The organism is Sphingosinicella sp., assembly GCF_052387495.1.
Taxonomy (GTDB): Bacteria; Pseudomonadota; Alphaproteobacteria; order Sphingomonadales; family Sphingomonadaceae; genus Allosphingosinicella.
Genome location: NZ_JBQTJC010000094.1, coordinates 23,299 through 48,814, shown reverse-complemented (window position 1 = coordinate 48,814; position 25,516 = coordinate 23,299). Strand labels below are relative to the sequence as shown.

The 25,516-nt window shown below is 68.5% G+C and carries 20 protein-coding genes and 2 tRNA genes; 15 read left to right on the top strand and 7 right to left on the bottom strand.

The genetic code is table 11. The features are described 5' to 3' along the window. On the bottom strand, positions 1-1,184 hold a 1,184-nt coding region (locus tag ACT4N8_RS05350; protein WP_444857097.1), incomplete at its 3' end, for a UxaA family hydrolase. Between the two features lie 115 nt (positions 1,185-1,299). Between ACT4N8_RS05350 and ACT4N8_RS05345 the strand changes: the two genes are divergently transcribed. The 12 genes from ACT4N8_RS05345 to ACT4N8_RS05290 all read left to right on the top strand — a co-directional run bounded on the left by ACT4N8_RS05345 (position 1,300) and on the right by ACT4N8_RS05290 (position 18,268). Beyond that, positions 1,300-2,352, top strand: a complete 1,053-nt coding sequence (locus ACT4N8_RS05345; RefSeq protein ID WP_444857096.1) for a LacI family DNA-binding transcriptional regulator — start codon at positions 1,300-1,302, stop codon at positions 2,350-2,352. Between the two features lie 59 nt (positions 2,353-2,411). Beyond that, positions 2,412-3,254 carry a 5-dehydro-4-deoxy-D-glucuronate isomerase gene (gene kduI / locus ACT4N8_RS05340; RefSeq protein ID WP_444857095.1) on the top strand — a complete coding sequence of 281 codons (843 nt, stop codon included), beginning with the start codon at positions 2,412-2,414 and terminating at the stop codon, positions 3,252-3,254. After that, positions 3,251-4,006: a 2-dehydro-3-deoxy-D-gluconate 5-dehydrogenase KduD gene (gene kduD, locus ACT4N8_RS05335; protein WP_444857094.1), complete on the top strand. Its 756-nt coding sequence runs from the start codon at positions 3,251-3,253 to the stop codon at positions 4,004-4,006. Before kduI ends, kduD begins: the two co-directional genes overlap by 4 nt. A gap of 83 nt (positions 4,007-4,089) precedes the next feature. Beyond that, positions 4,090-5,580, top strand: coding sequence for a carboxylesterase/lipase family protein (locus tag ACT4N8_RS05330; protein ID WP_444857093.1), 1,491 nt, complete (start codon positions 4,090-4,092; stop codon positions 5,578-5,580). A 317-nt stretch (positions 5,581-5,897) separates the two neighbouring features. After that, positions 5,898-8,753: a TonB-dependent receptor gene (locus ACT4N8_RS05325; protein ID WP_444857092.1), complete on the top strand. Its 2,856-nt coding sequence runs from the start codon at positions 5,898-5,900 to the stop codon at positions 8,751-8,753. Positions 8,754-8,827: 74 nt separating this feature from the next. Further along, complete coding sequence (locus ACT4N8_RS05320; RefSeq protein ID WP_444857091.1) at positions 8,828-10,474, top strand: family 43 glycosylhydrolase; 1,647 nt, start codon at positions 8,828-8,830, stop codon at positions 10,472-10,474. Next, positions 10,471-11,460 carry an alpha/beta hydrolase gene (locus tag ACT4N8_RS05315; protein ID WP_444857090.1) on the top strand — a complete coding sequence of 330 codons (990 nt, stop codon included), beginning with the start codon at positions 10,471-10,473 and terminating at the stop codon, positions 11,458-11,460. Before ACT4N8_RS05320 ends, ACT4N8_RS05315 begins: the two co-directional genes overlap by 4 nt. Continuing rightward, the gene (locus ACT4N8_RS05310; protein ID WP_444857089.1) at positions 11,457-13,010 is read left to right on the top strand and encodes a pectate lyase; all 1,554 of its coding nucleotides are present in this window, start codon (positions 11,457-11,459) and stop codon (positions 13,008-13,010) included. Before ACT4N8_RS05315 ends, ACT4N8_RS05310 begins: the two co-directional genes overlap by 4 nt. 32 nt (positions 13,011-13,042) lie before the next feature. Then, positions 13,043-14,050: a sugar kinase gene (locus ACT4N8_RS05305; protein ID WP_444857099.1), complete on the top strand. Its 1,008-nt coding sequence runs from the start codon at positions 13,043-13,045 to the stop codon at positions 14,048-14,050. Between the two features lie 35 nt (positions 14,051-14,085). After that, the gene (locus ACT4N8_RS05300) at positions 14,086-15,522 is read left to right on the top strand and encodes an aldehyde dehydrogenase family protein (protein WP_444857088.1); all 1,437 of its coding nucleotides are present in this window, start codon (positions 14,086-14,088) and stop codon (positions 15,520-15,522) included. Continuing rightward, the gene (gene uxaC, locus ACT4N8_RS05295; protein ID WP_444857087.1) at positions 15,519-16,934 is read left to right on the top strand and encodes a glucuronate isomerase; all 1,416 of its coding nucleotides are present in this window, start codon (positions 15,519-15,521) and stop codon (positions 16,932-16,934) included. Before ACT4N8_RS05300 ends, uxaC begins: the two co-directional genes overlap by 4 nt. Further along, on the top strand, positions 16,931-18,268 hold the full coding sequence (locus ACT4N8_RS05290) for a mannitol dehydrogenase family protein (protein ID WP_444857086.1): 1,338 nt from the start codon (positions 16,931-16,933) through the stop codon (positions 18,266-18,268). Before uxaC ends, ACT4N8_RS05290 begins: the two co-directional genes overlap by 4 nt. On the opposite strand, the gene ACT4N8_RS05285 is transcribed toward ACT4N8_RS05290, so the two are convergent. The 5 genes from ACT4N8_RS05285 to dapB all read right to left on the bottom strand — a co-directional run bounded on the left by ACT4N8_RS05285 (position 18,239) and on the right by dapB (position 22,149). After that, positions 18,239-18,315: transfer RNA gene (locus ACT4N8_RS05285), tRNA-Arg, on the bottom strand. The two genes, ACT4N8_RS05290 and ACT4N8_RS05285, sit on opposite strands and share 30 nt — an antisense overlap. Positions 18,316-18,369: 54 nt before the next feature. Beyond that, positions 18,370-19,041 carry an endonuclease III gene (gene nth / locus ACT4N8_RS05280; RefSeq protein WP_444857085.1) on the bottom strand — a complete coding sequence of 224 codons (672 nt, stop codon included), beginning with the start codon at positions 19,039-19,041 and terminating at the stop codon, positions 18,370-18,372. Continuing rightward, on the bottom strand, positions 19,038-20,099 hold the full coding sequence (locus ACT4N8_RS05275) for an aminotransferase class I/II-fold pyridoxal phosphate-dependent enzyme (RefSeq protein ID WP_444857084.1): 1,062 nt from the start codon (positions 20,097-20,099) through the stop codon (positions 19,038-19,040). The genes nth and ACT4N8_RS05275 overlap by 4 nt, the downstream gene beginning before the upstream one ends. Before the next feature lie 5 nt (positions 20,100-20,104). Continuing rightward, the gene (locus ACT4N8_RS05270) at positions 20,105-21,418 is read right to left on the bottom strand and encodes an APC family permease (protein WP_444857083.1); all 1,314 of its coding nucleotides are present in this window, start codon (positions 21,416-21,418) and stop codon (positions 20,105-20,107) included. Then, complete coding sequence (gene dapB / locus ACT4N8_RS05265; protein ID WP_444857082.1) at positions 21,415-22,149, bottom strand: 4-hydroxy-tetrahydrodipicolinate reductase; 735 nt, start codon at positions 22,147-22,149, stop codon at positions 21,415-21,417. Before dapB ends, ACT4N8_RS05270 begins: the two co-directional genes overlap by 4 nt. A 125-nt stretch (positions 22,150-22,274) precedes the next feature. On the opposite strand from dapB, the gene ACT4N8_RS05260 reads away from it, so the two are divergent. Beyond that, positions 22,275-22,475, top strand: coding sequence for a hypothetical protein (locus ACT4N8_RS05260; protein WP_444857081.1), 201 nt, complete (start codon positions 22,275-22,277; stop codon positions 22,473-22,475). Positions 22,476-22,529: 54 nt separating this feature from the next. Here ACT4N8_RS05260 and ACT4N8_RS05255 read toward each other — a convergent pair whose 3' ends face one another. Beyond that, positions 22,530-24,527 (bottom strand): sulfatase-like hydrolase/transferase, encoded by a 1,998-nt coding sequence (locus ACT4N8_RS05255; RefSeq protein WP_444857080.1) that lies wholly within the window; start codon positions 24,525-24,527, stop codon positions 22,530-22,532. A 68-nt stretch (positions 24,528-24,595) separates the two neighbouring features. On the opposite strand from ACT4N8_RS05255, the gene ACT4N8_RS05250 reads away from it, so the two are divergent. Further along, positions 24,596-25,300: an NAD-dependent deacylase gene (locus ACT4N8_RS05250; RefSeq protein ID WP_444857079.1), complete on the top strand. Its 705-nt coding sequence runs from the start codon at positions 24,596-24,598 to the stop codon at positions 25,298-25,300. Between the two features lie 120 nt (positions 25,301-25,420). Beyond that, positions 25,421-25,497, top strand: a tRNA-Pro gene (locus ACT4N8_RS05245). Positions 25,498-25,516: the final 19 nt, after the last annotated feature.

The window sequence follows — 25,516 nt, the reverse complement described above, 5'->3', positions numbered from 1 at the left end:
GCCTCGAGCAGGCTCAGCCCCTTGCGCCTGACCCGCGCGCCGTAGCGCAGCACGTCCGCCACTGGCGCGCGGCCTGCTTTCTGCACCGCCCCCAGCGACTTCTCCTCGAGCGTCGTGATCCCGCCTTCGATATTTCCGGGCGAGGGATTTTCCGAAACCGCCTCACCGTTATCGAGGAAGTAGCGCTTGAAGTCGTTCACCAGGTCGACCATCCGCTCGAACACCTCGCGGTCCTTAGCGCGCGCCATCAGAAGCCGCTCGGCGCCGAAAATCTCCGGAATCTCGGTCAGGATCGCGGCGCCCCCGGCGCCGATCACGCGGTCGGAAATGCGGCCCAGCAAAGGATTGGCGGTGAGCCCGGAAAAGCCGTCCGAGCCGCCGCATTTGAGGCCGATGACGAGGTCGGCGAGGCTCGCCGGCTGCCGCGTCGCCAGCGCCGCGCCGACCGCGAGCGCGTCGACCTCGGCAAGGCCCGCCTCGATCTCGTCCTCGACCCCCTGCGCCTTCAGCGCGCGGACCCGGTGGCGCAGCGGTTCGGGAATCTCGGCGAGCAAGGCATCGAGCTGGTTCGATTCGCAGCCCAGGCCGACGATCAGCACGCCGCCGGCATTGGGATGGCAGGCGAGCGCGGCGAGCAGCGAGCGGGTGCCGTCGAGATCGTCGCCGAGCTGGGAGCAGCCGTGCGGATGGCCGAAGGCGTAGACGCCGTCGATCGCCCTGGCGTGGCGGGCGTGGGCGATCGCGGCGATCCGCTCGGCGGTGCGCGCGACGCAGCCCACCGTCGGCAGGATCCAGATCTCGTTGCGCGTGCCGACCCGCCCGTCGGGCCGGCGATAGCCTTCGAAGCGGGCATCGTCGACTGGGAGCGAAACCGGCTCCGCCGGGGCGAAGCGATAGCCTTCGACGCCGCCCAGCAGGGTCTCGAGATTGTGGCTGTGAACATGCGCCCCGGTGACGACGTCGGCGGTCAGCCGCCCGATCGGCCAGCCATATTTGCGCAGCGTCTCGCCCTCCTTCAGATCGCGCAGCGCGATCTTGTGCCCCTGCGGGATCGGCTCGGTCACGGTGACGTCCAGCGCCTCGCCCGGGGCGAGCGGACGCAGTGCCGCGGCGACGTCGTCGGCCGGCGTCAGCCGGAGCAAGGCGGGCGCTTCGGGCGCGGTCTGGGCCTGGGCTTGCGACATATGGAAACCGGTGTCATCCTAAATCCTAAGCGCGGTCTGGGCAAGCCTCGCCGCCGCCTTTGGCTGGCGGGACGGGGCAAGCCCGGCTAATCGGGTGTGGATGGGAGACCGAAGCGTGCGCAAGACGGACGAGGCGAGCGGCGGCCGCGCCGCCAAGCCGACGATCAACGACGTCGCGCGCATCGCCGGCGTCTCCAAGAAGACGGTGAGCCGAGTCATCAACCGCTCGCCCTTGCTAAATGAGGAGACGAGGCAGCGGGTCGAAAAGGTGATCCGCGAGCTCGGCTATGTTCCCAATCCGCAAGCGCGCGCGCTCGCTCTGCGCCGAAATTTCCTGGTCGGCCTGATTCACGACAATCCGAATGCCCAGATGGTCCTCAACGTGCAGCAGGGCATATTGGAGGCGCTGCAGGGCACTGACTTCGAGATGGTCGTCCGCCCGGTCGACCGCACCTCCTCGATGATGCTCGACGACGTGCGCCATTTCCTCGAGCGGCAGCGCCTGTTCGGAGTCGTCCTGCTGCCGCCGATCAGCGAGAACGACGCGCTCGCGCGACTCTGTGACGAGGTCGGCTGCCGTTATGTGCGGATGGGCTCGGCCGAGCTCGACGACGCCGCGCATATGGTCGCCTCGAACGACCGCGAGGCGGTCCGGGAGGCGACTGAGCATCTCATCCAGCACGGCCACAAGCTGATCGGGCTGATTGAGGGTCCGGACGGCTTCCGGTCGGCACGCGAGCGGCGGCTGGGCTTCGAGGATGCACTGAAATCGGCGGGCCTCACGCTCGCCCGCAGCCTGATCGCGCGCGGCAATTATACGTTCGAGACCGGCGTGACCGCTGCCAATCGGCTGCTCGATCTGTCACCCCGGCCGACCGCGATCTTCGCGAGCAACGACGAGATGGCGGCCGGCGTCGTCTTCGCGGCGCGCGAGCGCGGCATCTCGGTTCCCGAAGACCTGTCGGTGATCGGCTTCGACGACACCCCGATCGCCGCCCATATCTGGCCGCCGCTCACCACCGTGCGCTGGCCGATCGTCTCGATGGCCCGCGCCGCGGCGCGCAAGCTGGTCGGCGACGTGGTGGAGGGGAAAGGGCCCGCCGAGGAGCCCTCTGAGCTGCCCTCGACCCTGGTCCGCCGCGGTTCGGTCGCCGCCCCGCCGGCCTGAGCGGCTTGCGGCTTGTTGTGACACCGGTTACCATAAGAGACGCAACAGCGGAGAGAATGATGTTCGAACGAACCTATTACGCCACCCATCCGGACATGATGGAATGCGTCTCGAACGAGGAGCTCCGCGACCGCTATCTGATCCAGGGCCTGTTCCGCGAGGGCGGGTGCGTGCTGCACTATACGCATGCCGACCGCTTCGTGATCGGGGGCGTTCAGGTCGGCGCGGCGCCTGTGAAGCTGCCCGCGCAGAGCGAGCCGGCGTCGGCGGCCGGACACCCGCTTCTCGAACGGCGCGAACTGGCGATCGTCAATGTCGGCCGGGCCGAGGGTACGGTGACGGTCGACGGCGAGTCGTTCGCGCTCGGCAACAAGGACTGCCTCTACGTCACGATGGGCGCGGCGAACGTGGAATTCGCCGGCGAAGGCGCCAAATTCTACCTCGCCTCCTGCCCGGCGCACAAAGCCTGCCAGACGCGCAAGATCTCCATCGCCGAGGCCAATGCGCTGGAGCGCGGCAGCCTCGCGGAATCGAACGAACGGACGATCTACCAGCTCGTCATTCCCGGCGTCTGCGATTCGGCGCAGCTTGTCATGGGCCTCACCGTGCTCAAGCCCGGCAGCGTCTGGAACACGATGCCGCCGCACATCCACGAGCGGCGCAGCGAAATCTATTTCTATTTCGAGCTGGACGATCTGGAGAAGGACCGCGTCTTCCACTTCATGGGGGAAGGGGAGGCGACCCGCCACCTCGTCGTCCAGAATGACGAGGCGGTGATCTCGCCCGTCTGGTCGATCCACATGGGCAGCGGCACCAAGGCCTATGCCTTCATCTGGGCGATGGCGGGCGAGAACCAGGATTATACCGACATGAACGTCCTCGACATCTGCCAGCTGCAATGAACGTGTCGTTCGACCTTTCGGGCAAGGTGGCGGTAGTCACCGGCGCCAATACCGGCATCGGCCAAGGCATCGCCCTGGCGCTGGCCGAGGCGGGCGCCGATGTCGCTTTGGTCGGCCGCTCGCGGGCAGAGGAGACGGCAGCGCAGGTCGAGGCGCTCGGGCGCCGGGCCGCTCTGATCGACGCGGACCTGTCGAGCGCGGCGCCGGTCCAGGGGGTCGTCGCCCGCACGATCGCCGAGCTCGGCGGGCTCGACATCCTCGTCAACAATGCCGGGATCATCCGCCGCGCGGACGCGGTCGAGTTCAGCGAGGCGGACTGGGACGCGGTGATCGACACCAACCTCAAGTCCGCCTTCTTCCTCTGTCAAGCCGCCGGGCGCCACATGATCGGGCAGGGGCGCGGCAAGATCGTCAACATCGCCTCGATGCTGAGCTTCCAGGGCGGCATCCGCGTCGCGAGCTACACCGCGTCCAAATCGGGCCTCGCCGGCCTCACCAAATTGCTCGCCAACGAATGGGCGGCGAAGGGCGTCAACGTCAACGCGATCGCGCCCGGCTATATCGCCACCAACAATACGGCGGCGCTGCAGGCGGACGAGAGCCGCAACCGCCAGATCATCGAGCGCATCCCCGCCGGCCGCTGGGGCGCGCCAGCCGATCTTGGCGGCGCGGCCGTGTTCCTGTCCTCGGCGGCCTCCGATTACGTCCACGGCCACATTCTCGCGGTCGACGGAGGCTGGCTGGCGCGGTGAGGGGCGATGGGCGCGGAAGGACCGGTTTGCTTGATCGCCGCTCCGTCCTGACTGCCGGCGCGGGCTTCGGCATAGCGGCGTTGATGCCTTCGGTTGCCGCAGCATCCGGCAGGACCAACCTGGTGCGGACGGTGCCTGGCCCGGTGCGCGGCATGGTCGAGGGCGGCCTCCATGTCTTCCATGGCCTGCGCTACGGCGCGGACACGCGCCCGCTTCGTTTCCAGGCGCCGCGGCCGCCCGCGCCATGGACCCGCCCCGCCGACGCGCTGGAATTCGGCCCCTCCTGCCCGCAATCGGGCGATCGCTACAGGCCGCAGAGCGAGGACTGCCTGTTCCTCAACGTCTGGACGCCCGGCCCGGACGCGCGGGCGCGGCGGCCGGTGATGGTCTATTTCCACGGTGGCGCCTATTCCTCGGGCAGCGCCGTCGATCCCCTGCTCGACGGGCGCCACCTCTCGGCGCGCGGCGACGTCGTGGTGGTCACGGTCAACCACCGCCTTAACGCCTTCGGCTATCTCTATCTCGCCCGGCTCGATCCGCGCTTTGCTGACAGCGGCAGTGCCGGTCAGCTCGACCTGATACTCGCGCTGCAATGGGTCCGCGACAATATCGCCGCGTTCGGCGGCGATCCGGACAAGGTCATGGTCTTCGGCCAGTCCGGCGGCGGCGCCAAGATCGCGACCCTGATGGGGACGCCCGCCGTGGCCGGCCTGTTCCACCGCGCCGCGACGATGAGCGGCCAGCAGGTCACCGTCTCCGGTCCGCAGAATGCGACGCGGCGGACCCAGGCCTATCTCGAGCGGCTCGGCGTGGCCGATGCCGGGGCGCTGCTGACGATGCCGGCCGAGGCGCTGGTCGAAGGCCTCGCCGCGCCCGATCCGATCCTCGGCGGCGGCGTCTATATGGGGCCGGTGCTCGACATGAAGTGGCTGACCCGCCATCCCTTCTGGCCTGACGCCAACCCGCAATCGAACGCGATCCCGATGCTGCTCGGCAACACGCGCGACGAGACGCGCGGCTTCTACGCGCCGGACCATCCGCGGATCGCGGGGCTGGACTGGGACAATATCGCCGGGCGGATCGCGCCCGAGCTGCGCCTCGACGCCCATCCCGAATGGGTCGTGGCGCAATATCGCGAGCGCTTTCCGGACTGGACGGCGGAACAGGTCTTCTTCGCCGCGACCACGGCGGCGCGGAGCTGGCGCGGCCAGGTGATCGAAGCGGAGGAGCGCGACCGCGCCGGCGCCCCGGCCTTCGTCTACCAGCTCGACTTCGCCTCGCCGGTCGAGCCCTGGCGCGCCGCGCCCCATACGCTCGACATCCCGCTCGTCTTCGGCACGCTCGACGCGCCCGGCTCGATTGCCGGGACCGGCGCCGACTCGCGCGCGGTGAGCGAAGCGATGCAGCGCGCCTTCCTCGCCTTCGCCCGCACGGGCGATCCCGGCTGGCCGGCTTATGCCTTGCCCGAGCGCCGGACGATGATCTTCGATTCCGAGCCACGCGTCGAGGCCGATCCGCGCCGCTGGCAGCGCGAGCTCTTCGCCCGTTTCCCCTACATCCAGCCGGGCACATGAACCGGCGTGTCGGCAGGCCACGGGGCCGAGGGAAATCGGAGCTGTCTCTTTGTCGGAACGGGCCCGCAAATACGCGGCCTTGACAAGCCGCAGCGGATCGGGTCAATCTTATGACACCGGTTACTTAAGTCGATGACCGGAAGAAGGCGACCGCGGCAAACGCGGCACTTTGGAGAGGGGAGAAAGCGGCCGGTGTGGCCTCATCACGCCCTTCGCCATGACGTGCCAGATTGCACGCGCGCTTTTTTGGCCGGTTTAGACACCGGTGTCATAAGCGAATGGTTGCGCTCCGCGCGGCCGACAGGGAGGGTGCGGCAATGATCTCGACCGTGGACAAGTCTTCGCGCAGGCAGCTGTTGATCCGGATGCTCGGCGCCGCGTCCCTCGTCGCCGTCGCGGCGGCGCCCCAGGCGGCCCTCGCGCAGGATCCGCCGGCCCCGGCCGACGGCGCCCAGACGGAGGAGGACGAGCAGGCGATCGTCGTCACCGGCTTTCGCGCCTCGCTCAACGCCGCGCTCAATGTGAAGCGCGACTCGGTGGCTTCGGTCGATGCGATCGTCGCCGAGGATATCGCCCAGTTCCCGGATCAGAACCTCGCCGAATCGCTGCAGCGCATTCCCGGCATCTCGATCCAGCGCGACGGCGGCGAAGGCCGCGCGATCACGGTGCGCGGCCTCGGCGCCCAGTTCACCCGCGTTCGTCTCAACGGCATGGAGACCGTCGCGACCTCCAGCGACGGTGCCTCTGCCAATCGCGACCGCGCTTTCGATTTCAACGTCTTCGCCTCCGAGCTGTTCACCTCGATCATCGTGCGCAAGACCGCGGAAGCTTCGATCGACGAGGGCTCGCTCGGCGCCGTCGTCGATCTCAACACGGGCAATCCGCTCGGCGGCCGCGCCGGCCTCAACCTCGCCCTGAATGTGCAGGGTTCGTATAACGACCTCAGCGATAATGTCGGCCCGCGCGTTTCCGGCCTGCTCTCCTGGCGCAATGCCGAGGGGACCGTCGGCTTCATGATCTCGGCCGCTTATTCCACCACCGACACACTCGAGCTCGGCAACAACACCGTGCGCTGGGCGCAGGCGCGCTTCGACTCGGTGAACGGCACGACCTGCTTCACCACTCAGAATAGCGGCGGCACCTACATCCCCAGCGCCCCCTGCGACCAGGCCGCGCTCGCTTTCCATCCGCGCATTCCGCGCTACGGCGAGGTGCGGCACGACCGCGAGCGGCTGGGCATCACCGCCAGCTTCCAGGTCGAGCCGGCCGAGGGCACGCGCATCTCGATCGATGGTCTCTATTCGCGCTTCCGCGAGGTCCGCGAGGAGAAATGGGGCGAAGTCCTGCTGCGCAGCAACGAGCGCTCGATCGACATCGTCAATTTCACGGTCGACGGCACCAACACGATGACGAGCGCGACCCTGAACGACGCCTGGGTGCGCAACGAACATTATCTGCGGCGCTCGATCACGACCTTCTGGCAGGTCGGCGCGCGTATCGAACAGGAAGTCGGCGACGACGTCCGCCTCAACCTCCTTGCGGGCATGTCGGAATCGGATGCCGACATTCCGGTCGAGACCACGATCGTCTTCGACGACCGCGACGCGCAAAATTATCAGTTCGACTATACGAACAGCCGCTTCCCGCGGCTCACCTTCGGCACGGATCCGACCAACCCGGCGAACTTCCAGCTCGCCGAGATTCGCGACCGGCCCTCGAACGTGAACAACCGCTTCCACACCGTCCAGCTCAACGGCGAGTGGGATATCGTCGATCGCGTGACCTTGAGGGCGGGCGCGCTCTATCGCCGCTTCCGCTTCGACATCGAGGCATTCACGCGCGACACGGCCGTCTGCGGCAATGGCGGGCTTGATCGCGTGCTCGGTACGCTGACCTGCTCGCCCTCGTCTGTGTTCGGCCCGGCTGCCGTCTACGGCTTCCCGGCGGGCAATCTGGGCGAATTGTTCGAATTGGGTCCGGCAGGCCAACCACAGGGCAACAGCAATAGTTGGCTGATCCCCAATCTCGACGCCTCTACCGCCTTTACTCAACTCTATAGCCGCGAGGCCAGGGTCGATGCGGGCAACACCCGCGCAGTGACCGAGTCGGTGCATGGCGGCTATCTGCAGCTCGATGCCCGCTTCGACGTAGGGGGCATCGAAGTCGCGACCAATGCCGGCCTTCGCTACGTGCGCACCGACCAGAGCTCGACCGGGCTCGTCAGCGGCACGCCGGCCACCATCTCACGCAACTATGACGACTGGCTGCCGGCGGTGAACCTCGCCATCTATGCCCGCCGGGACCTCATCATTCGCGCCGCGGTCGCGCGGGTGATGACCCGGCCGACACTCGGCAACCTGACCCCGGGTGGCAGCGCCGACGGCTTCAATTTTAGAATCACCAATGGCAATCCCTTTCTCAACCCCTTCCGCGCTTGGGCCTACGACCTCGGCGTTGAATGGTATTTCGCGCCGGAATCGGTCTTTTCGGTCGCATTGTTCCGCAAGGAGATTTCGAGCTTCCCGGTCTCACAATCCCTGACCACCAGCTTCAATGCCACCGGCCTGCCGGTGTCGGTGCTGGTGCCCTCTTCGCCCGCGGCGCTGAATCCCGACCTGCGCGCGCAAAACATCTGGACCCTGAATACGACGGTCAACGGCGAAGGGGCGACGCTGAACGGTATCGAGATCGCGCTGCAGGCGCCCTTCCGCTTCCTGCCCGGGTGGCTTTCGAATTTCGGCGGCCTCGTCAACGTCACTCTGGTCGATTCCGATGCCGAATACAATATTCGTGGCCCGGCGACCACGCCGGGCGGGGCGCTCGCACCGTCAACGTCTCTAACCTCGACTCTGTTCGGCCTCTCGCGGCGCGCCTATAACGGCACGCTTTATTATGACGACGGCCGCTTCTCCGCGCGCGTCTCGGCGAGCTATCGCAGCCGCTTTGTCGATGCGGCCAGCGGCACGGGCAACGTCTTCGAGGGCTATAATTCGTCGCTCAATGTCGATGCCGCGGTCCGCTATGAGATCACCGACAATTTCGAGGTCTCGCTGGAGGGGATCAACCTCACCGACGACTATCGCGACCGGTTCGTCGATATCGACGCCAACCGCAATTACGAGAACAACCATTTCGGCCGGACGATCCTGTTCGGCATCCGCTACCGGCTCTAGACCCCCGAAGGGGGCTGGCCTGGGGCCGGGCGCCTGGCATCAGGTTCCCGGCCTTTCTTTTTCGAAGGCGTGAGATGGACCGACGCACCAGCCTGAAAGCGATCGCCGCGACCGGCGCGGCGGCGCTGCTGCCCTGGCCCGTGCGCGCGCTGGCCCAGGGCTCCCGGGCCTCATCGTCGCTCGATCCCTATGCCGGGATGCGCTGGGGCCGCACCTATGAGGGGCAGCGCTGTGCCGACCTCGGCGACGGCACTTTTCTCAATCCGGTCTTCGCCGGTGACCGGCCCGATCCCACCATCCTGCGCGACGGCGAGGATTATTATCTCACCTTCTCCAGCTTCGATGCCTATCCGGGCCTTACCATCTGGCGCAGCCGTGATCTGGTGAACTGGCGGCCGGTGACGGCGGCGCTCCGAACGCCAATCGGCTCGGTCTGGGCGCCCGAGCTGGTCAAGCATGAGGGCCGCTTCTTCCTCTACATCCCGGCGCGCTTTCCCGACCGGCGCTCGATCTACGTCATCCATGCCGAGCGGATCGAAGGACCCTGGTCGGAGCCGATCGACCTTGGTCTGCCCAACCATATCGATCCCGGCCATGCCGTCGGCGAGGACGACGAGCGCTATCTCTTCCTCTCCGGCGGCGACCGGGTGAAGCTCAGCCGCGACGGGCTCGCCAAGGCGGGGCCGGTCGAGCATGTCTACGATCCCTGGCGCTATCCGGAGGATTGGGTCGTGGAGACCTTCGCGCCGGAAGGGCCGAAGATTCTGCGCCGCGGCGACTGGTTCTACATGGTGACCGCGGTCGGCGGCACGGCGGGCCCGCCGACCGGGCATATGGTGATAATGGCGCGGTCGCGCTCGATCCACGGGCCGTGGCAGAATTATCCGCGCAACCCGGTCATTCGCACCCGGTCGGAGCGGGAGAAATGGTGGTCGCGCGGCCACGCGACGATCTTCGAGGGGCCGGGCGGCCGCTGGTGGATGATCTATCACGGCTATGAGAACGGCTATTGGACGCTGGGCCGCCAGGCCCTGCTCGAGCCGATCGAATGGACCGTCGACGGCTGGGTGCGGCCGCTGGGCGGCGACCTCTCGCGACCGCTCGCCAAGCCGCTGAACCTGCCGGATCAGCGCCACGGCATGCAGCTCAGCGACGATTTTTCAGAGAACCGCTTCGGCATTCAATGGGCCTTCTACGACCCGGCGCCAGACGAGATGGCGCGCGTCCGCCATGCCGGGTCGACGCTGCACCTGAGGGCCAAGGGGACGACGCCCGGCGATTGCGCGCCGATCACCTGCATCTGCGGCGACCAGAGCTACCGGATCGAGGCGGCGGTCGAGGTCGATCCGGGCGCCGAGGCGGGGCTTTTGCTCTTCTACAACCGCCGGCTCTATGCGGGGCTCGGCTTCGGCGACAACGGCCTGGTCATGCACCGCTACGGCCTCCAGCGCGCGCGCGGCGCAATTCCGGGGCAGCGCGAGGCGGGCGCGGCCGGGCCGGTGCGCGCGCTGCGCATCCGCCTCACCAACGAACGCAACATCCTCACCATCCACACCAGCGCCGACGGCGGCGCGAGCTGGCGGAAGTTCGACGTCCAGATGGAAGTCTCCGGCTATCACCACAATGTCGCCTACGATTTCCTGAGCCTCAGGCCCGCACTCTACGCCGCCGGCCGGGGCGAGGCGCGCTTCCGCGACTTCCGCTACACGGCCATGGCATGAGCATCGGCCGGCGCACGATCCTGCTCGGCGGGCTCGCCGCCGGCCTCGCCGCCCGGGCGGCCGCGCAGACGTCTTTGCCCCCCGCCCAGGACGCGCGCCCGCTCGTCCATGCCGATCCGACCGAGTTCATCGACCTATGGCCGAACGGCGCGCCCGGCGCGCCCTCGCCGCTGCCCGCCGAGGCGCTCCGCGAGCGCAGCACCGACGCAGCGTTCAACGACCGCATCCTGACCAACGTCGCCCGCCCGCGCATGGCGGTGTTCCGCCCGGAGCGGCCGAACGGCGCGGCGGCTTTGATCATCCCCGGCGGCGGCTATGCCTGGGTGGTGGTCGACAAGGAGGGCTACGAGCTCGCCCGCCTGCTCGCCGCGCGCGGGATCACCGCCTTCGTGCTCTTCTACCGGCTGCCGCACCAGGGCTGGGCGGCGGGGCCGAACGTCGCGCTTTCCGATGCGCAGCGGGCGATGCGGCTGATCCGGCGGCAGGACGGGCTCGATCCGGCGCGCGTCTGCGCGATCGGCTTTTCGGCCGGCGGCCATGTCTGCGCCGACCTGATGACTCGCTTCGCCGCGCCGGCCTACGACCCCATCGACGCCGCCGACTGCCTCTCCGCGCGTCCCGACGCGGCCGCGCCCATCTATCCCGTCGTCACCATGAGCGCGCCGCACGCCCATGCCGGCTCGCGCCGCAATCTGGTCGGGGAAAACGCCACCGCGGTGCTCGAGCGCGCCCACTCGCCGCACCTCAATGTGCCCGCAGATGCGCCGCCCACCTTCCTGCTTCATGCCGAGGACGATAATTCGGTTCCGATCGAAAACAGCCTGATGCTGCGCGAAGCGCTGCGCGCGCGCGGCGTCGCGACCGAGACGCATGTCTTCCCCGACGGTGGCCACGGCTTCGGCCTGAGGCTGGCGCGGGGCAAGTCGGTCGAGAACTGGCCAGATCTCTTTCTCGGCTGGGGCCGCTATCAGGGGTTGTGGACATGATCGCTCGCCTGCTCGCTGCTCTGGCCCTGTTCTTCCTCGCCGCGCCGGCCGCGGCGCAGAGCGACGACGAGATTCGCCACACGATGCGCCGGGCTACCGAGTTCATGGTCGAGCGGGTGGCGGTCAACGGCGGCTATGTCTGGGCGCAACTTCCGGACGGCTCCCGCCGCTGGGGCGAGATCGAGGCTTACCCATCGATGATCTGGGTCCAGCCCCCCGGCACGGCGACGATGGGGCACCTCTTCCTCGATGCCTATCACGCCACCGGCGACGAATATTATTACCAGGCCGCCGACCGCGCCGCGCGCGCACTCGTCGCGGGCCAGCACCGCTCGGGCGGCTGGCATTATTTCATCGACTTCGCCGGCCCCGCCTCGACGCGGCGCTGGTACGAGACGATCGGCCGCAACGCCTGGCGGATGGAGGAATTCCATCATTATGGCGACAACGCCACCTTCGACGACGCCGGCACCGCCGAATCGATGCAGCTGCTGCTCCGCATCTATCTCGAGAAGCGCGACGAATTTTACCGCGCGCCGCTCGATCGGGCGATTTCCTTCGTGATCGACAGCCAGTATCCGAACGGGGGCTGGCCGCAGCGCTGGCCGCCGAGCGACGAATGGCCGGATTATGCCGATCTCATCACCTTCAACGACGACGTCGCGCAGAAGAATATCCGCTTCCTGCTGATGGTCTATCGCTCGCTTGGTGTCGAACGGGTGATCCCGACCATCCGCCGCGCGATGGAGGTCTTCCCCGCCACCCAGCAGCCGATGCCGCAGCCGGGCTGGAGCCTGCAGCACAATCTCGATCTGACTCCATCCGGCGCGCGCTCCTACGAGCCGCTGTCGCTCGCCACCCACACGACCGCGTCGAACCTCAGGATGATGCTGAATTTCTACCGGATGACCGCCGACTCCAGCTTCATCGCGCGCGTGCCGGAGACGCTGGACTGGCTCGAATCGCTGCGCCTGCCGCCCGATCCGGCGCGGCGTGGGCGCGATTTTCCCACCTTCATCGAGATCGGCACGAACCGGCCGATCTACATTCACCGCCGCGGCTCGAACGTCGTCAACGGCCGCTATTATTGGGATTACAATCCGGAGGCGCCGCTCGGCCATTACGGCGCCTGGCGCGCGATCGACATCCCGGCGCTCCGCCGCGAATATGAGGAATTGCGCGCGACGCCGCGCGAGCGGCTGCTCGCGCAATCGCCGCTCCGTGCGCCCGCCAACGAGCCGCTGCCGCGCTATTTCGTGATCAACCTCGAGACGGGCTCGGACCTCAACGCCAGCGCCGCCGCCACCGCCGCAGAGGCGATCGCGTCGCTCAACGAGGAAGGCTGGTGGCCGACGCCGCTGCGCGCGACCAGCAATCCCTATCGCGGCCCCGGCCCGCGGCACCCGCCGCCGGGCGATTTCCGCACCACCCATGTCGGCGATGCGAGCGACACCTCGCCTTATCCGACCGACAATCCCGTGATCGGCATCTCGACCGCGACCTATATGGCGAACATGGCGCTGCTGCTGCGCGCGCTGGAGCGGGATTGACCTTGGCCGGGGCGCCGTCATTGTCGCGGCCGATGGGCCGGGTCGTCTGCTTCGGCGAATTGCTGCTGCGCCTCGCCGCGCCGGGCCGCGGCTTGTTGCTGCAGGAGGGGCGGCTCGAGGTCCATGTCGGCGGCGCCGAAGCCAATGTCGCGGTCGGCCTCGCCCGGCTCGGCCATGAGACGGCGATGGTGAGCGTCGTGCCGGACAATGCGCTGGGCGACGCCGCGACCGGCTATCTCCAGCGCTGGGGCGTCGATGCCGCGAACGTATCGACTGGGCCGGGGCGGATGGGGCTCTATTTCCTCTCGCCGGGCGCGGGGCTGCGCTCGTCGGAAATCGTCTACGATCGCGAGGGGAGCAGCTTCACGCTCGCCGGCGGGGACGCGTTCGAGTGGGACGATCTGCTCGACGGGGCCGGGCTGCTGCACCTGTCGGGGATCACGCCCGCGCTCGGGCCGGTTGCGGCGGAGAACGCCGTCGCGGCGGCCGAAGCGGCGGTGGCGAAGGGCATCCGGGTCTCGTTCGACGGCAATTACCGCCCGGCGCTCTGGCAGCGCTGGGACGGCGACGCGCGCGCGATCCTCTCGCGGCTGGTCGGGCAGGCCGACATCCTCTTCGGCAATCATCGCGACATCGCCCTGCTGCTCGGCCAGGACTTTAGCGGCGACGGGGCCGAGCGGCGCCGGGAGGCGGCGGAGGCGGCGTTCGCGCATTTCCCGAAGCTTGGGCTGATCGCCTCGACCGCCCGGCACCTGACCGACGCCGACACCCATCGTCTCGCCGCTCGGATCGACACGCGCGAGGCCGCGGCGCAGACCGAGGAGGTGATCGTGGCCGGCATCGTCGACCGGATCGGCGCGGGCGACGCCTTCGCTGCCGGGGTGCTCCACGGCCTGCTCAGCGGCCGCGAAACGGACTGGACGGTGCGCGCGGGCCTCGCGCTCGCCTGCCTCAAGCACAGCCTGCCGGGCGACGCGAGCCTGTTCGGGACGAAGGATGTCGACGCCTTCCTCGCCGGCCAGCTCGACGTCCGCCGCTGATTGATCTCGGCCGCGCAGGCGGGCAGGGACGCGCCATGACCAGAACCCTCACACACTTTATCGGCGGCGAGCAGGTCGCGGCCGAGACGCCGAACGCCAGCATCAATCCCTCCAACACCGACGAAATCGTCGCCCGCTATCCGGCCGGCAGCGGCGCCGAGGTCGATGCTGCGGTGATGGCGGCGCGGCGGGCCTTCCCAGCTTGGGCCGAGGCCTCGCCCGAGGTCCGCTCCGACCTGCTCGACAAGGTCGGCGCGACGATCATGGCCCGCGCCAGGGAGCTCGGCGAGCTGCTCTCGCGCGAGGAGGGTAAGACCCTTGCCGAAGGCACGGGCGAGGTGATGCGCGCCGCGCGCATCTTCAAATATTTCGCCGGCGAGGCGCTGCGCCGCCACGGCCGCACCCTCGATTCGACCCGCCCCGGCCTCGACGTTTCGACCTATCGCGAAGCGGTCGGCGTGTTCGGGCTGATCGCGCCTTGGAACTTCCCGATCGCGATCCCCGCGTGGAAGGCGGCCCCCGCGCTCGCCTTCGGCAACACGATCGTGCTGAAACCCGCCAGCCCAACGCCGGCCATCGCGCATGCGCTCGCCGCGATCGTCCACGAATGCGGCGCGCCGGCAGGCGTCTTCAACCTGGTGATGGGGGAGGGCAATGTCGGCGCCGCCATCGTCGATCACCCTGAGGTGGACGGAATCAGCTTTACCGGCTCGCAGACCGTCGGCGCGCGCGTCGCGGAAGGGGCGGTGCGGCGGCAGGCGCGCGTGCAGCTGGAGATGGGCGGCAAGAACCCGCTCGTCGTGCTCGACGACGCCGATCTCGACCGGGCCGTCGCTTGCGCGATCGACGGTGCCTTTTACGGCACCGGCCAGCGCTGCACCGCCTCGTCGCGGGTGATCGTGACCGACGGCATCCACGACCGCTTCGTCGCCGCGCTGGCCGAGCGGGCGAAGGCGCTAAAGGTGGGCGACGCGCTCGATCCGGCGACGCAGATCGGACCCGCGGTGAGCGAGAGCCAGCTCGAGCAGAATCTGCGCTACGTTCATATCGCCACCGACGAAGGGGGCCGGCTGGTCACTGGCGGCGAACGGCTCGGTCTCGCCAACCCGGGCTATTTCATGTCCCCCGCGATCATCGCCGACACCGCGCCCGAGATGCGGATCAATTGCGAGGAGGTGTTCGGGCCCGTGGTCAGCACGGTCCGGGTTGCGGACTATGAGGAGGCGCTCGGCATCGCCAATCGCGGCCAGTTCGGCCTCTCCGCCGGGATCGTCACCGAGAGCCTCAAGCATGCCCGCCATTTCCGCCGCAACGTCCGCGCCGGGATGGTGATGGTCAACCTGCCGACCGCGGGCGTCGATTATCACGTGCCCTTCGGCGGCACGCGCAAGTCGAGCTACGGCGCGCGCGAGCAGGGCTTCGCCGCGGTCGAATTCTACACCCAGACGAAGACCGTCTACGTCGCCGGATGACGAAGCCGCTCCGCCTCGATCCCGACCGCCTCTTCCCCGCCGATCCCGGCACGCGGGCGATCGCGCGGGCGCTGTATGAGCCGATCCGCGATCTCCCGATCGTCAGCCCGCACGGCCATACCGACCCGGCGTGGTTTGCCACCAACGAAGCCTTCGCCGATCCGGCGCAGCTGCTGATCGTCCCCGATCATTACGTCTTCCGCATGCTCTACAGCCAAGGCGTGAAGCTAGAGGCGCTCGGCATCCCGACCGAGGACGGCAGTCCCACCGAGAGCGACCCCCGCAAAATCTGGCGGCTTTTTGCGGAGCACTACCACCTGTTCCGCGGCACGCCGTCCCGGCTCTGGCTGGACTGGGTGTTCTCGGAAGTCTTCGGACTCGACGTGCGGCTCGGGGCGGCGACCGCGGACCACTATTACGAGACGATCGAGGCGGTGCTGAAGACCGACGCCTTCCGCCCGCGCGCCTTGTTTGAACGCTATAATATCGAGATCATCGCCACGACCGAGAGTCCGCTAGACCCGCTCGACCATCATCGCGCGATCCGCGAGAGCGGCTGGAGCGGCCGCGTCGTCACCGCCTACCGCCCCGACCCCGTGATGGACCCGGAGCATCCCGGCTTCGCTGACAATCTGCGCCGCTTCGGCGAAATTACGGGCGAGGATGTCGCCACCTACGCGGGCTATTTGCGCGGGCACGAAAATCGCCGCGCTTACTTCCGCGCGGCGGGCGCGACCTCGACCGATCACGGCCATCCAAGCGCCTTCACTGCCGACTTGCCGCGCGAGGAGGCCGAGGCGCTCTACGCGAGGATTTTCGTCTGCAGCTTCGGGTCGGAGGAGGCGGAGCTGTTCCGCGGCCAGATGCTAACCGAAATGGCGCGGATGAGCCTCGACGATGGCATGGTGATGCAGATCCACCCCGGCGCCTTCCGCAGCCACAACGAGCCGCTGCTCGCCCGCTTCGGCCGCGACAAGGGGGCCGACATCCCGACCGCGACGGAATATGTCCGCGCATTGAAGCCGCTGCTCGATCGCTTCGGCAACGAGGCGAGGCTCACGATCATCCTCTTCACCCTCGACGAGGACGTCTATTCGCGCGAGCTCGCTCCGCTCGCGGGCCATTATCCGGCGCTGCGGCTCGGCCCGCCTTGGTGGTTCCACGACAGCCCGGAAGGGATGCGGCGCTTCCGCGAGGCGGCGACCGAGACGGCGGGCTTCTACAACACAGTCGGTTTCAACGACGACACCCGCGCCTTCCTCTCCATCCCCGCCCGCCACGACGTCGCGCGGCGGATGGACTGCGCCTTCCTCGCCCGCTTGGTCGCCGAGCACCGCCTTGAGGAGGACGAGGCCCACGAGGTCGCCCGCGCGCTCGCCTACGATCTGGTCAAGGCGGCCTACAAATTGTGAAACGGCTGAGGGAGGCGACGCTCGGGCAGCTTCCCGCGTGGGTCAAGCGTCCGGCGGCGCGGCCCGACCCCAAGATCGTCCATCTCGGCCTTGGCGCCTTCCACCGCGCGCATCAGGCGGCAGTGTTCGACGATCTCGGCTGGGGCGTGACCGGCGCCTCACTCCGCTCGCCCGCGGTGCGCGAGACGTTGGCGCCGCAGGACGGGCTCTACAGCCTCGTCGTCGGCGACGAGGTCCGCGTGATCGGCGCCGTCCGCGACGTGCTCACCGATCATGCCGCCGTCGCGGCCCGCATCGCGTCGCCCGAAACAAAGCTGGTGACATTGACGGTCACCGAGAAAGGCTACCTCCCGGGCAGCCCGGCCCTCGTCTTGCTTGCTGCCGCGCTGGCCAAGCGATCTGAACCGCTTACGATCGTTTCCTGCGATAATATTCCCAATAACGGCGCCCGCCTCCGCGACGCGGTTCATGCCCTATATGCGCAACCAAAAGCGCAACTTGCCTTCCCCCAGACCATGGTCGACCGCATCGTCCCGGCGACCGAGGAGAGCGACATCGAAGCCCTCGCCGCGCGCACCGGCCTGATCGACCGCGCCATGGTGAGGACCGAGCCCTTCACCCAGTGGGTGATCGAGGATCGCTTCGCCGCCGAGCGCCCCGACTTCGAGGCGGCGGGCGTGCAACTGACCGGCGACATCGCGCCATGGGCGGAGGCGAAGCTGCGCCTGCTCAATGGCGCTCACAGCGCGATCGCCTACCTTGGCGGCCTCGCCGGGATCGAGTTCGTCCACGAGTTCGTCGACCGGCCAAAAGGGCGCCAATATGTCGAGGCATTGTGGGGGGAGGCGGCGTCGACGCTGACGCCGCCTCCCGGACTCGATCTTGCCACCTACCGCCGCGATCTGATGGCACGCTTCGCCAACGCCGGCCTTCAGCACCGCACCCGCCAGATCGCGATGGACGGCTCGCAAAAGCTGCCCCAGCGCCTGCTCGCGCCCATCGCCGCGCGGCTGGAGCGCGGCCAAAGCATAGATGCGCTCGCACTGGCGGTCGCCGCCTGGATGCGCTGGCAAGGCTGCCGGACCGACGCCGGCGAAGCGTTCATCGTCGACGACCCTCTCGCGGCGGAGACGGCGCGACGGCTCGCCAGCCTCCGCGAGCCCGAAGCGCAGGTACGTGCGCTGGCCGGCATCGATGCGATCTTCCTTCCCGCGCTGGCCGCCGATCCGCGCTTCCTCGAAGCGGCGACTCGCCAGCTCGCGTTGCTCGCGCGCGGCGCGGCGGCGGCGGTCGAAGGAGGGAAATGGCGCACCCAAGAGGATTCGAACCTCTGACCTCTGCCTTCGGAGGGCAGCGCTCTATCCAGCTGAGCTATGGGTGCATGGCCGGAAAGGAAGTGGGCGCTTAGCAAAGGCCCGGCAAGGGGGCCAGCCCCTTATCTCGCCGCTTTTCGCCGGGGCGGCCCCCCGCCCGGCGACGGCGTCTTAGGCTTGTAGCGGCAGAGGTCGGCGACGACGCAGCGCCAGCATTCGGGTCGCCGCGCCTTGCAGACGTAGCGGCCGTGGAGGATCAGCAGGTGGTGCGCCGAGCTGCGCCACGGCGCCGGCGTCTCCTTCTCCAGCCTGGCCTCGACCTTCGCGACGTCCTTGCCCGGGGCGAGGCCGGTGCGGTTGGCGACGCGGAAGACATGGGTGTCGACCGGGAAAGTCTCGGCGCCGAACGCCACGTTCATCACCACGTTGGCGGTCTTGCGTCCGACCCCGGGGAGCGCCTGAAGCGCGTCGCGGTCGGCGGGGACCCTGCCGCCGTGGCGTTCGATCAGCGCCTGCGACAGGGCGATGACGTTCTTCGCCTTGGTGTTGAACAGGCCGATCGTCCGGATGTGCCGCTTCAGCCCCTCCTCGCCGAGCGCGACCATCTGTGCCGGCGTCGTCACAGCCCTGAACAAGTCGCGCGTCGCGACGTTCACCCCCGCGTCGGTCGCCTGCGCGGAGAGGACGACGGCGACGAGCAGGGTATAGTCGTTGACATAGTCGAGCTCGGTCTCGGGATCGGGCGTTCGCTCCGCAAGCCGGCGGTAGAATTCGTGAATGTCGGCTTTCTTCATCGCGCCGCATCCAGCGCCGCACCGAGACGCGAAAGGCCCTCCTCGACCGTGTCGGTCGGACCGCCGACGCCGATCCGGAAATGATCGGCGAGGCCGAAGAAGCGTCCTGGCACGATCGAGGTGTCGTAATCCGCGCGCAGCCGCGCATTGAGTTCGTCGACATCGCGGTGGCGCAGCCGAGGAAAGGCGGTGATGCCGTGCACCATCGGCGCGACTTCGAGGTCGTTGCGGCTCTCGAAGAAGGCATTGGCCAGCGCGCGGTTGCGGGCGAGCAGGGCAGGGGTGTCCGCCGCGATCTCGTCGAGCCGCTCCAGCGCGAGCAGCGACAGCTGTTCGGCCGGATGCGCCTGCGCCACGCCGAACAATTCGTTCAGCCGCCACATCCGCTCGGCCAGCTCCGGCGCAGCCAGAATCCAGCCGCAGCGCAGACCCGAAAGACCGTAGCATTTGGTCAGGCTCGAAGTGACGACGAAGCGTTCGCTCAGCAGATGCGCGCTCTGCGGCCGCGGCGTCGCCGCGTCGAGATAGACCTCGTCGATCAGCACATAAGCGCCCACGCGTTCGGCGATGGCGGCCACGCCGCGCAAGGTCGCTTCGTCGGTGAGATTGCCCGTGGGATTGTGGAGATTGGTGAGCAGGATCAGCCGCGTCGCTGGCGTCACGGCGGCTTCGAGCGCAGCCAGGTCGATCGTGAAGCCCGGTCCTCGTCTCGTGAAGCGCCGAAGCTTCGCGCCGAGATGCTCGGCCGTCGCGGTCATCGGTTCGTAGGCGGGGTGCTCCGCCACCACCTCGTCGCCGGGCGAGAGCAGGGCGCTCATCGCCAGCATGTTCGCGAGCGAGGTGCCGTCGGCCATCACCACCCGGTCGGCACTCACCCCGCACTTTCGCGCGATCGCCGCGCGCAACGGCGGATAGCGGTAGCGGCTCGCGCCATCGAGCTCCAGGTCCGCGATGTCGATGGGAAAGCGGTCGAGCCGGAAGTGCGGCACCTCGCTCGAGGCGAGGTGAAAGCGCACGGGCGCCTGCGTCTTCGCCCAATGCATATATTCGGAGCGCATGGCCCTCATCTTTTGCGCAGCCAGTAAAGGCAGGCCGGCACCCCGGCGAGCAGGATGAGGAAGCCCACGGCGCTGTTCGCCGGGTGATGCCAGATCGTGCCGATCACGGTGACGAGGCAGGCGGCGATGAAGAAGAGGGTCGTGAAGGGATGTCCCGGCACTTCAAACGAGGCTTTCTCGCGGTCGCGGCAGCGGAAGACGAGCAGGGCGGCGCCGGTCAGCGCGAACCAGATGAAGTCGACCGAGACGACGTAGCTCAGGATTTGGCCGTAGGTACCGCTCAATGCGATCAGGCAGGCGGCGGCGCCTTGCAGCAGGATCGCGAAAACGGGAACGTGCGTCTTCGCGTTCACCTCGGCGAAGCGGCGGAAGAAGAGCCGGTCCTCCGCCATCGCGAAATAGACGCGCGGCGTCGTCAGCATACCCTGGCTGAGGAAGCCGAGCGCCGAGATGGCGATGCCGAGCGCGATCAGGGTCGCGCCGGTTTCGCCGAGCGCGAGGCGCATCACGTCGCACGCCGGGACTTGCGAGTCCGCGAGACCCGCGGGCCCGAGCACGTAGGCGCAGGTGAAGGCGACGGCGGCGTAGAGCGTCACCACGCCGATCACGCCGAACAGCAATCCTCGGGCGAGGTCGCGGCGGGGATCGCGCATCTCGCCGGCGACGAAGCTCGCCGTCTGCCAGCCGCCATAAGCGAACATCACCGGCGTCATCGCCGCGCCGATCGCCGCCAGCATGCCGAGCGGCGGCGGCTCCGGGGCGGTCGCCGGCCGCGCCGCCTCCGGCCCCGCGAGCATCAGTCCGGCGAGGACGAGCGCCGCGATGGCGCCGATCTTGAGCACCATCAACAGGCTCTGCACGGTGGCGCCGGCGCGCACGCTGAGGCAGTTGATGAGGGTGAGCAGCGCCAGCACGGCGGCGGCGACGGCGCCGTCCGCCGCCGGCCAGTTGGTCAGCTCGAGGAAATAGCGGGCGAAGGTGATCGCCACCGCCGCCATCCCGCCCGACTGGATAACGAGCAGCAGCGACCAGCCGTAAAGGAAGGCGGGCATCGGCCCCCAGGCGTCGCGCAGATAGGCATATTGGCCGCCCACTTCCGGCCGCCGCGCCGCAAGCTCGGCATAAACGAACGCCCCGGTGATCGCGATCGCACCGCCGATCAGCCAGACGGCGACGATCCAGAACGGCGAGGAGACGGCGCGCGCGACCTCGGCGGGGTTGAGGAAGATGCCCGCGCCGACGATCCCGCCCATGACCAGCATGGTTGCATCGAACAGCCCCAGGCGCCGGACGAGGCGCGGCTCGGCCTGCGCCGTCACAGCCCCAGCACGTCCGCCATGTCGTAGCGCCCGGGCGCCTTGCCACGGAGCCAGAGCGCCGCCCTCACCGCCCCGCGCGCGAAGATGTCGCGGCTTTCGGCGCGGTGGCCGAGCTCGAGCCGCTCGCCCTCGGCGGCGAGGATCACCTGGTGATCGCCCGCGACCGAGCCGCCGCGCAGCGCGGCGAAGCCGATATGGCCCGCCTCGCGCGCGCCGGTAATGCCGTCGCGGCCGCGGTCGCTGACCATGTCCAGTTCGACGCCGCGACCGGCGGCGGCCGCGTGCCCGAGCATCAGCGCCGTGCCTGACGGGGCGTCGACCTTGTGGCGGTGATGCATCTCGACGATCTCGATGTCCCAATCCTCGCCGAGCCGCGCCGCCGCCTCGCGGACGAGATGGGCAAGCAGGTTGACGCCCAGCGACATGTTCGCCGCCTGCAACACCGGGACGCGCCCGGCGGCCTCGTCGATCAGATTCTGCTGCGCAGCATCGAGCCCCGTCGTGCCGAGGACGATGGCGACGCCTGCGCTGACCGCGGCGTCAAGATTCGCCTCCAACGCGGCTGGCGCGGAGAAATCGACGAGCACGTCGCAGCTCCGCGCCAGCGCCGCAGGGTCGTCGCCCTGATCCGCGCCGCCGGCGAGATTCGCCTCCGCCTCGCCCTCGATCGCGGCGGCGATCGCCCGGCCCATCCGTCCGGCCGACCCGAGGATCCCGATCCGTATCGCCATGCCCGTCCACGCTCCCTTCGCTTCATCTTCATGGGCGAGGCGCGTCGGCGCGGCAAGCCGGCGCAATGGAACAGGCGCGCCGGCTCGGCGTTGCCTCCCCCGAACGAAACTCAAGGAGTTTTCCGATGGCCGAGCGTGAAAAAGAAGTGATCGTGACGAGCGACGGCGGCGGTGGCGGCGGCGGAACGATCCTCGCCGTGGTGCTGCTGATCGCGGTGGTCGTCGTGCTGTTCCTGATCTTCGGCGGCAATCTGATCGGCGGCGCCGACAAGGCGACCGACATCAATGCCGACGTCAAGGTAGACACCCCCGCGACCAACAACTGACCGGTTCTCCCCGAAACGACCCCGGCGCATTGGCCGCGCCGGGGTCGTTTTGGTTCAGCCGTTCTCGCGCAGGTGCTTCAGCCAGCGCTGCCGTGCCCATTCGGCGACGGCCGCATCGGCGGCGCGGCGCTCTGCACTCTCCGGCGGCAATTGGGCATAACGCTGCCAGCGGCCCGAGCGGCTGGTCCAGACCGACTCGGTGAACAAGTTGAAGATCGTCCAGTCGCCGCCCAGTCCGACCAAGCCGATCGAGCCGGGCCGCTCCAGGCTGCCCAGATATTGAAAGACCGGACCTGAGCGCCGAGGCGCCGAAGCGCCCGCCGCGTTCAGGATCACCGCGCGCATGTCGGCGAGGCCGAGAGGGGCGGGAAGGGTGACGCCCGGGTCGCTCAGGATGAACGGAATCCGCGTCTGCTGTGCGTTCAGCATGTGGCCGTGGCCGAGGAAGCCATCGTCGAACAGCGACTCGCCATGATCGGCGGTGACCACGATCAAAGTGTCGTCGAGCACACCCAGCTGCCGCAGCCGCTCGCGGAGCGCGCCGATCAGCTGGTCGTTATAGGCGATCGCGTTCCAATAGGTGCGCGCAACCCAAGCGCGATTGCTCGCCGAAATCTCGCCGCGCGGAATCGGCTCGCCCGGCAGGATCCGGTCCATGCCCGGCCAGGAATAGGGAAAATGCGCTGATTGCAGGTTCATGTAGAGAAAATTGGGCCGCGCCCAGGCCTCCGGCCGCCCCAGCCGCCGGTCGAACTCGCGCAGCAGCACGCGGCCGTCGATGGTCAAGGAGCCCTGCGCCGCGAAATCGAAGACGCGTTCCTCGCGGTTGGTTTCGGCGTCGACGAAGAAGGCGCCGCGCCGCATGCCGACCCGCGCCGCGGTGTCGCCGAAATCCTCGGCCTGGCCGGAGAGCACGCCGACCCGATAGCCGTTGGCGAGGAAGTCGCGAATCAGCGACTGGCGGTCATCGGTGGGGGCGAGCTCGCCGCTGAATAGGCTTTGCAGCGACTGGGTGGTGAAGCCGACATGGCTGTAGGCCTCGCGCGCCGCCGAGCCCGCGCGCGCCATCGCTTCGAGGTTCGGCGCGACGGGACGGCCATCCACCCGCATTCCGAGCGCGTCGGCGCGGGCGCTTTCGAGCACGATCAGGATGACATGGCGTCTTCGCCCGGCGATGACAGGCGGCGGCGCCGTTTCCGCGTTCCCGGAGAAGACGAAGTCGCCGCCGATCCCATCCTCGTCGATGCCGTTGTTGGGCACGTCGAGCGCATAGGGGTGGCGGCTGCCGTCGAACGGCCGCCGGTCCAGCGGGAAGGAATAGAAGCTCCAGCCGTCGCGATCGAAATCGGTCGCCTGGTGCAGGGCCGTCCCCACTACGAGCACGCCGTTGAAGCGGGCGAGGGCGGGGCGCGCATCATCCACCCGGTTGACCGCGAAGAGAAGGAGGGGCGTGCCGATCAATGCGAGCGCGAGCCGCCCGCGCGTCAGCCGGTAACAGTTGGGGAGCGGCGGCACGTCGCGCCACTTTCTGCGCAGCCACAACAGCAGCCCCGCATAGACGAGGCCTGCGCCGCCGAGCGCGATCGCCATCAGCCCCGCTTCGCTAAGTGAATAAAGCAGGGCGTCGGTGAGGCTGCCGCCGCCGAGATTGCGAACGATCTGGAAGCTCATCGCGTCGCTAAAGAAAGCGAGCGCCTGATATTTGGCGATCGTCGCGCCGATCATCCCGCCGCCCGCGAAGATCGCGAAATTGAGGTGAAAGAGCGGGCTGTCCCCCCGCCGCCCGTGCAGCCGCCGCACCAGCCGGTAGAGCAGCCAGAGAACGAGGGTCTGGCAGGCGACGAGGCCGATCAGGAAGGCGCCGATCTCGACCGGCGTGTCGAGCACCTGCGAGGCGCCGAAGCCGCCGCCGAACAAGGCATATTTCCGCTCCGCCAGCGCCAGCTCGAAGAGCAGGGTAACGAGGATCGTCGCGGGCAAGGTCAGCCCCGCCGCGCCCGCCCAGGACAGGCGCGCGCGTACCTTGCGCGCAGATGCGGCCGTGGTCGCCATGGGGAGGCCTTAGCTATGAGTGTTTAAGATGCGGTTGTCCGGCGGGTGAAGGGCGCTATCGATGGCGAATGCGCGGCATCCACAACATCGTCGTCCTGACCGGCGCCGGCATCTCCGCCGAAAGCGGGCTCGCCACCTTTCGCGGGCCGGACGGGCTGTGGGAGGGGCATCGGGTCGAGGACGCGGCGACGCCCGAGGCGTTCGCGCGCGATCCGGCTCTGGTCCAGGCCTTTTACGACGCGCGGCGGGCGCGGCTGAGGACGGTGGAGCCCAATGCGGCACACCGGGCGCTGGCGCGGCTCGATGCCGGGTGGCCGGGCGAGTTGCTCATTGTCACCCAAAATGTGGACGATCTGCACGAGCGCGCCGGGGCGAAGCGCGTGCTGCACATGCACGGCGAATTGAACTCGGCCTGGTGCCTTGGCTGCGACGGGCGCGCGCGATGGGAAGCCGATCTCGGCGATCATCCCGCCTGTCCAGGCTGCGGCGCGGCGGGAGGGCTCCGGCCTGACATCGTCTGGTTCGGCGAGATGCCCTACGGGATGGAGGCGATCGACCGGGCGTTGATGGAGGCCGATCTATTCGTCTCGATCGGCACCTCGGGCGCCGTCTACCCCGCCGCCGGCTTCGTCCAGACCGCCCGCTATTGCGGCGCCCGGACGATCGAGATGAACCTCGATCCCAGCCTCGGCTCCTATCACTTTCACGAGAGCCGGATCGGCAAAGCGGGCGAGTTGGTGCCGGCCTGGGTAGACGAGATTCTGGCCGGCTGACTTGCGCCGAATCGCCCATTCGCGTATCGGCCCGTCCGCTATGTGCGCGACCGAACTCTATCTCCGACCGAGGAGCGTCAGCCTACGAGGTTGACGGGTCGCCGCGCTGCGCCCGTCGTTCAGGGTGTAGCTCAGGTGGATAGAGTGCCCGCCTTGGAAGCGGGAGGTCGCCGGTTCAAGTCCGGCCACCCTGACCAGAAATTCCAGTCATCAGGA

What these genes read in the sequence shown, in the direction of transcription:
- ACT4N8_RS05250 (WP_444857079.1), top strand. Translation starts at nt 24,596, where the DNA reads ATGCGCGGCATCCACAACATCGTCGTCCTGACCGGCGCCGGCATCTCC.
- kduI (WP_444857095.1), top strand. Translation starts at nt 2,412, where the DNA reads ATGTTCGAACGAACCTATTACGCCACCCATCCGGACATGATGGAATGC.
- ACT4N8_RS05255 (WP_444857080.1), bottom strand. Translation starts at nt 24,527, where the DNA reads ATGGCGACCACGGCCGCATCTGCGCGCAAGGTACGCGCGCGCCTGTCC.
- ACT4N8_RS05330 (WP_444857093.1), top strand. Translation starts at nt 4,090, where the DNA reads ATGCCTTCGGTTGCCGCAGCATCCGGCAGGACCAACCTGGTGCGGACG.
- nth (WP_444857085.1), bottom strand. Translation starts at nt 19,041, where the DNA reads ATGAAGAAAGCCGACATTCACGAATTCTACCGCCGGCTTGCGGAGCGA.
- kduD (WP_444857094.1), top strand. Translation starts at nt 3,251, where the DNA reads ATGAACGTGTCGTTCGACCTTTCGGGCAAGGTGGCGGTAGTCACCGGC.
- dapB (WP_444857082.1), bottom strand. Translation starts at nt 22,149, where the DNA reads ATGGCGATACGGATCGGGATCCTCGGGTCGGCCGGACGGATGGGCCGG.
- ACT4N8_RS05300 (WP_444857088.1), top strand. Translation starts at nt 14,086, where the DNA reads ATGACCAGAACCCTCACACACTTTATCGGCGGCGAGCAGGTCGCGGCC.
- ACT4N8_RS05325 (WP_444857092.1), top strand. Translation starts at nt 5,898, where the DNA reads ATGATCTCGACCGTGGACAAGTCTTCGCGCAGGCAGCTGTTGATCCGG.
- uxaC (WP_444857087.1), top strand. Translation starts at nt 15,519, where the DNA reads ATGACGAAGCCGCTCCGCCTCGATCCCGACCGCCTCTTCCCCGCCGAT.
- ACT4N8_RS05310 (WP_444857089.1), top strand. Translation starts at nt 11,457, where the DNA reads ATGATCGCTCGCCTGCTCGCTGCTCTGGCCCTGTTCTTCCTCGCCGCG.
- ACT4N8_RS05305 (WP_444857099.1), top strand. Translation starts at nt 13,043, where the DNA reads ATGGGCCGGGTCGTCTGCTTCGGCGAATTGCTGCTGCGCCTCGCCGCG.
- ACT4N8_RS05275 (WP_444857084.1), bottom strand. Translation starts at nt 20,099, where the DNA reads ATGCGCTCCGAATATATGCATTGGGCGAAGACGCAGGCGCCCGTGCGC.
- ACT4N8_RS05315 (WP_444857090.1), top strand. Translation starts at nt 10,471, where the DNA reads ATGAGCATCGGCCGGCGCACGATCCTGCTCGGCGGGCTCGCCGCCGGC.
- ACT4N8_RS05260 (WP_444857081.1), top strand. Translation starts at nt 22,275, where the DNA reads ATGGCCGAGCGTGAAAAAGAAGTGATCGTGACGAGCGACGGCGGCGGT.
- ACT4N8_RS05320 (WP_444857091.1), top strand. Translation starts at nt 8,828, where the DNA reads ATGGACCGACGCACCAGCCTGAAAGCGATCGCCGCGACCGGCGCGGCG.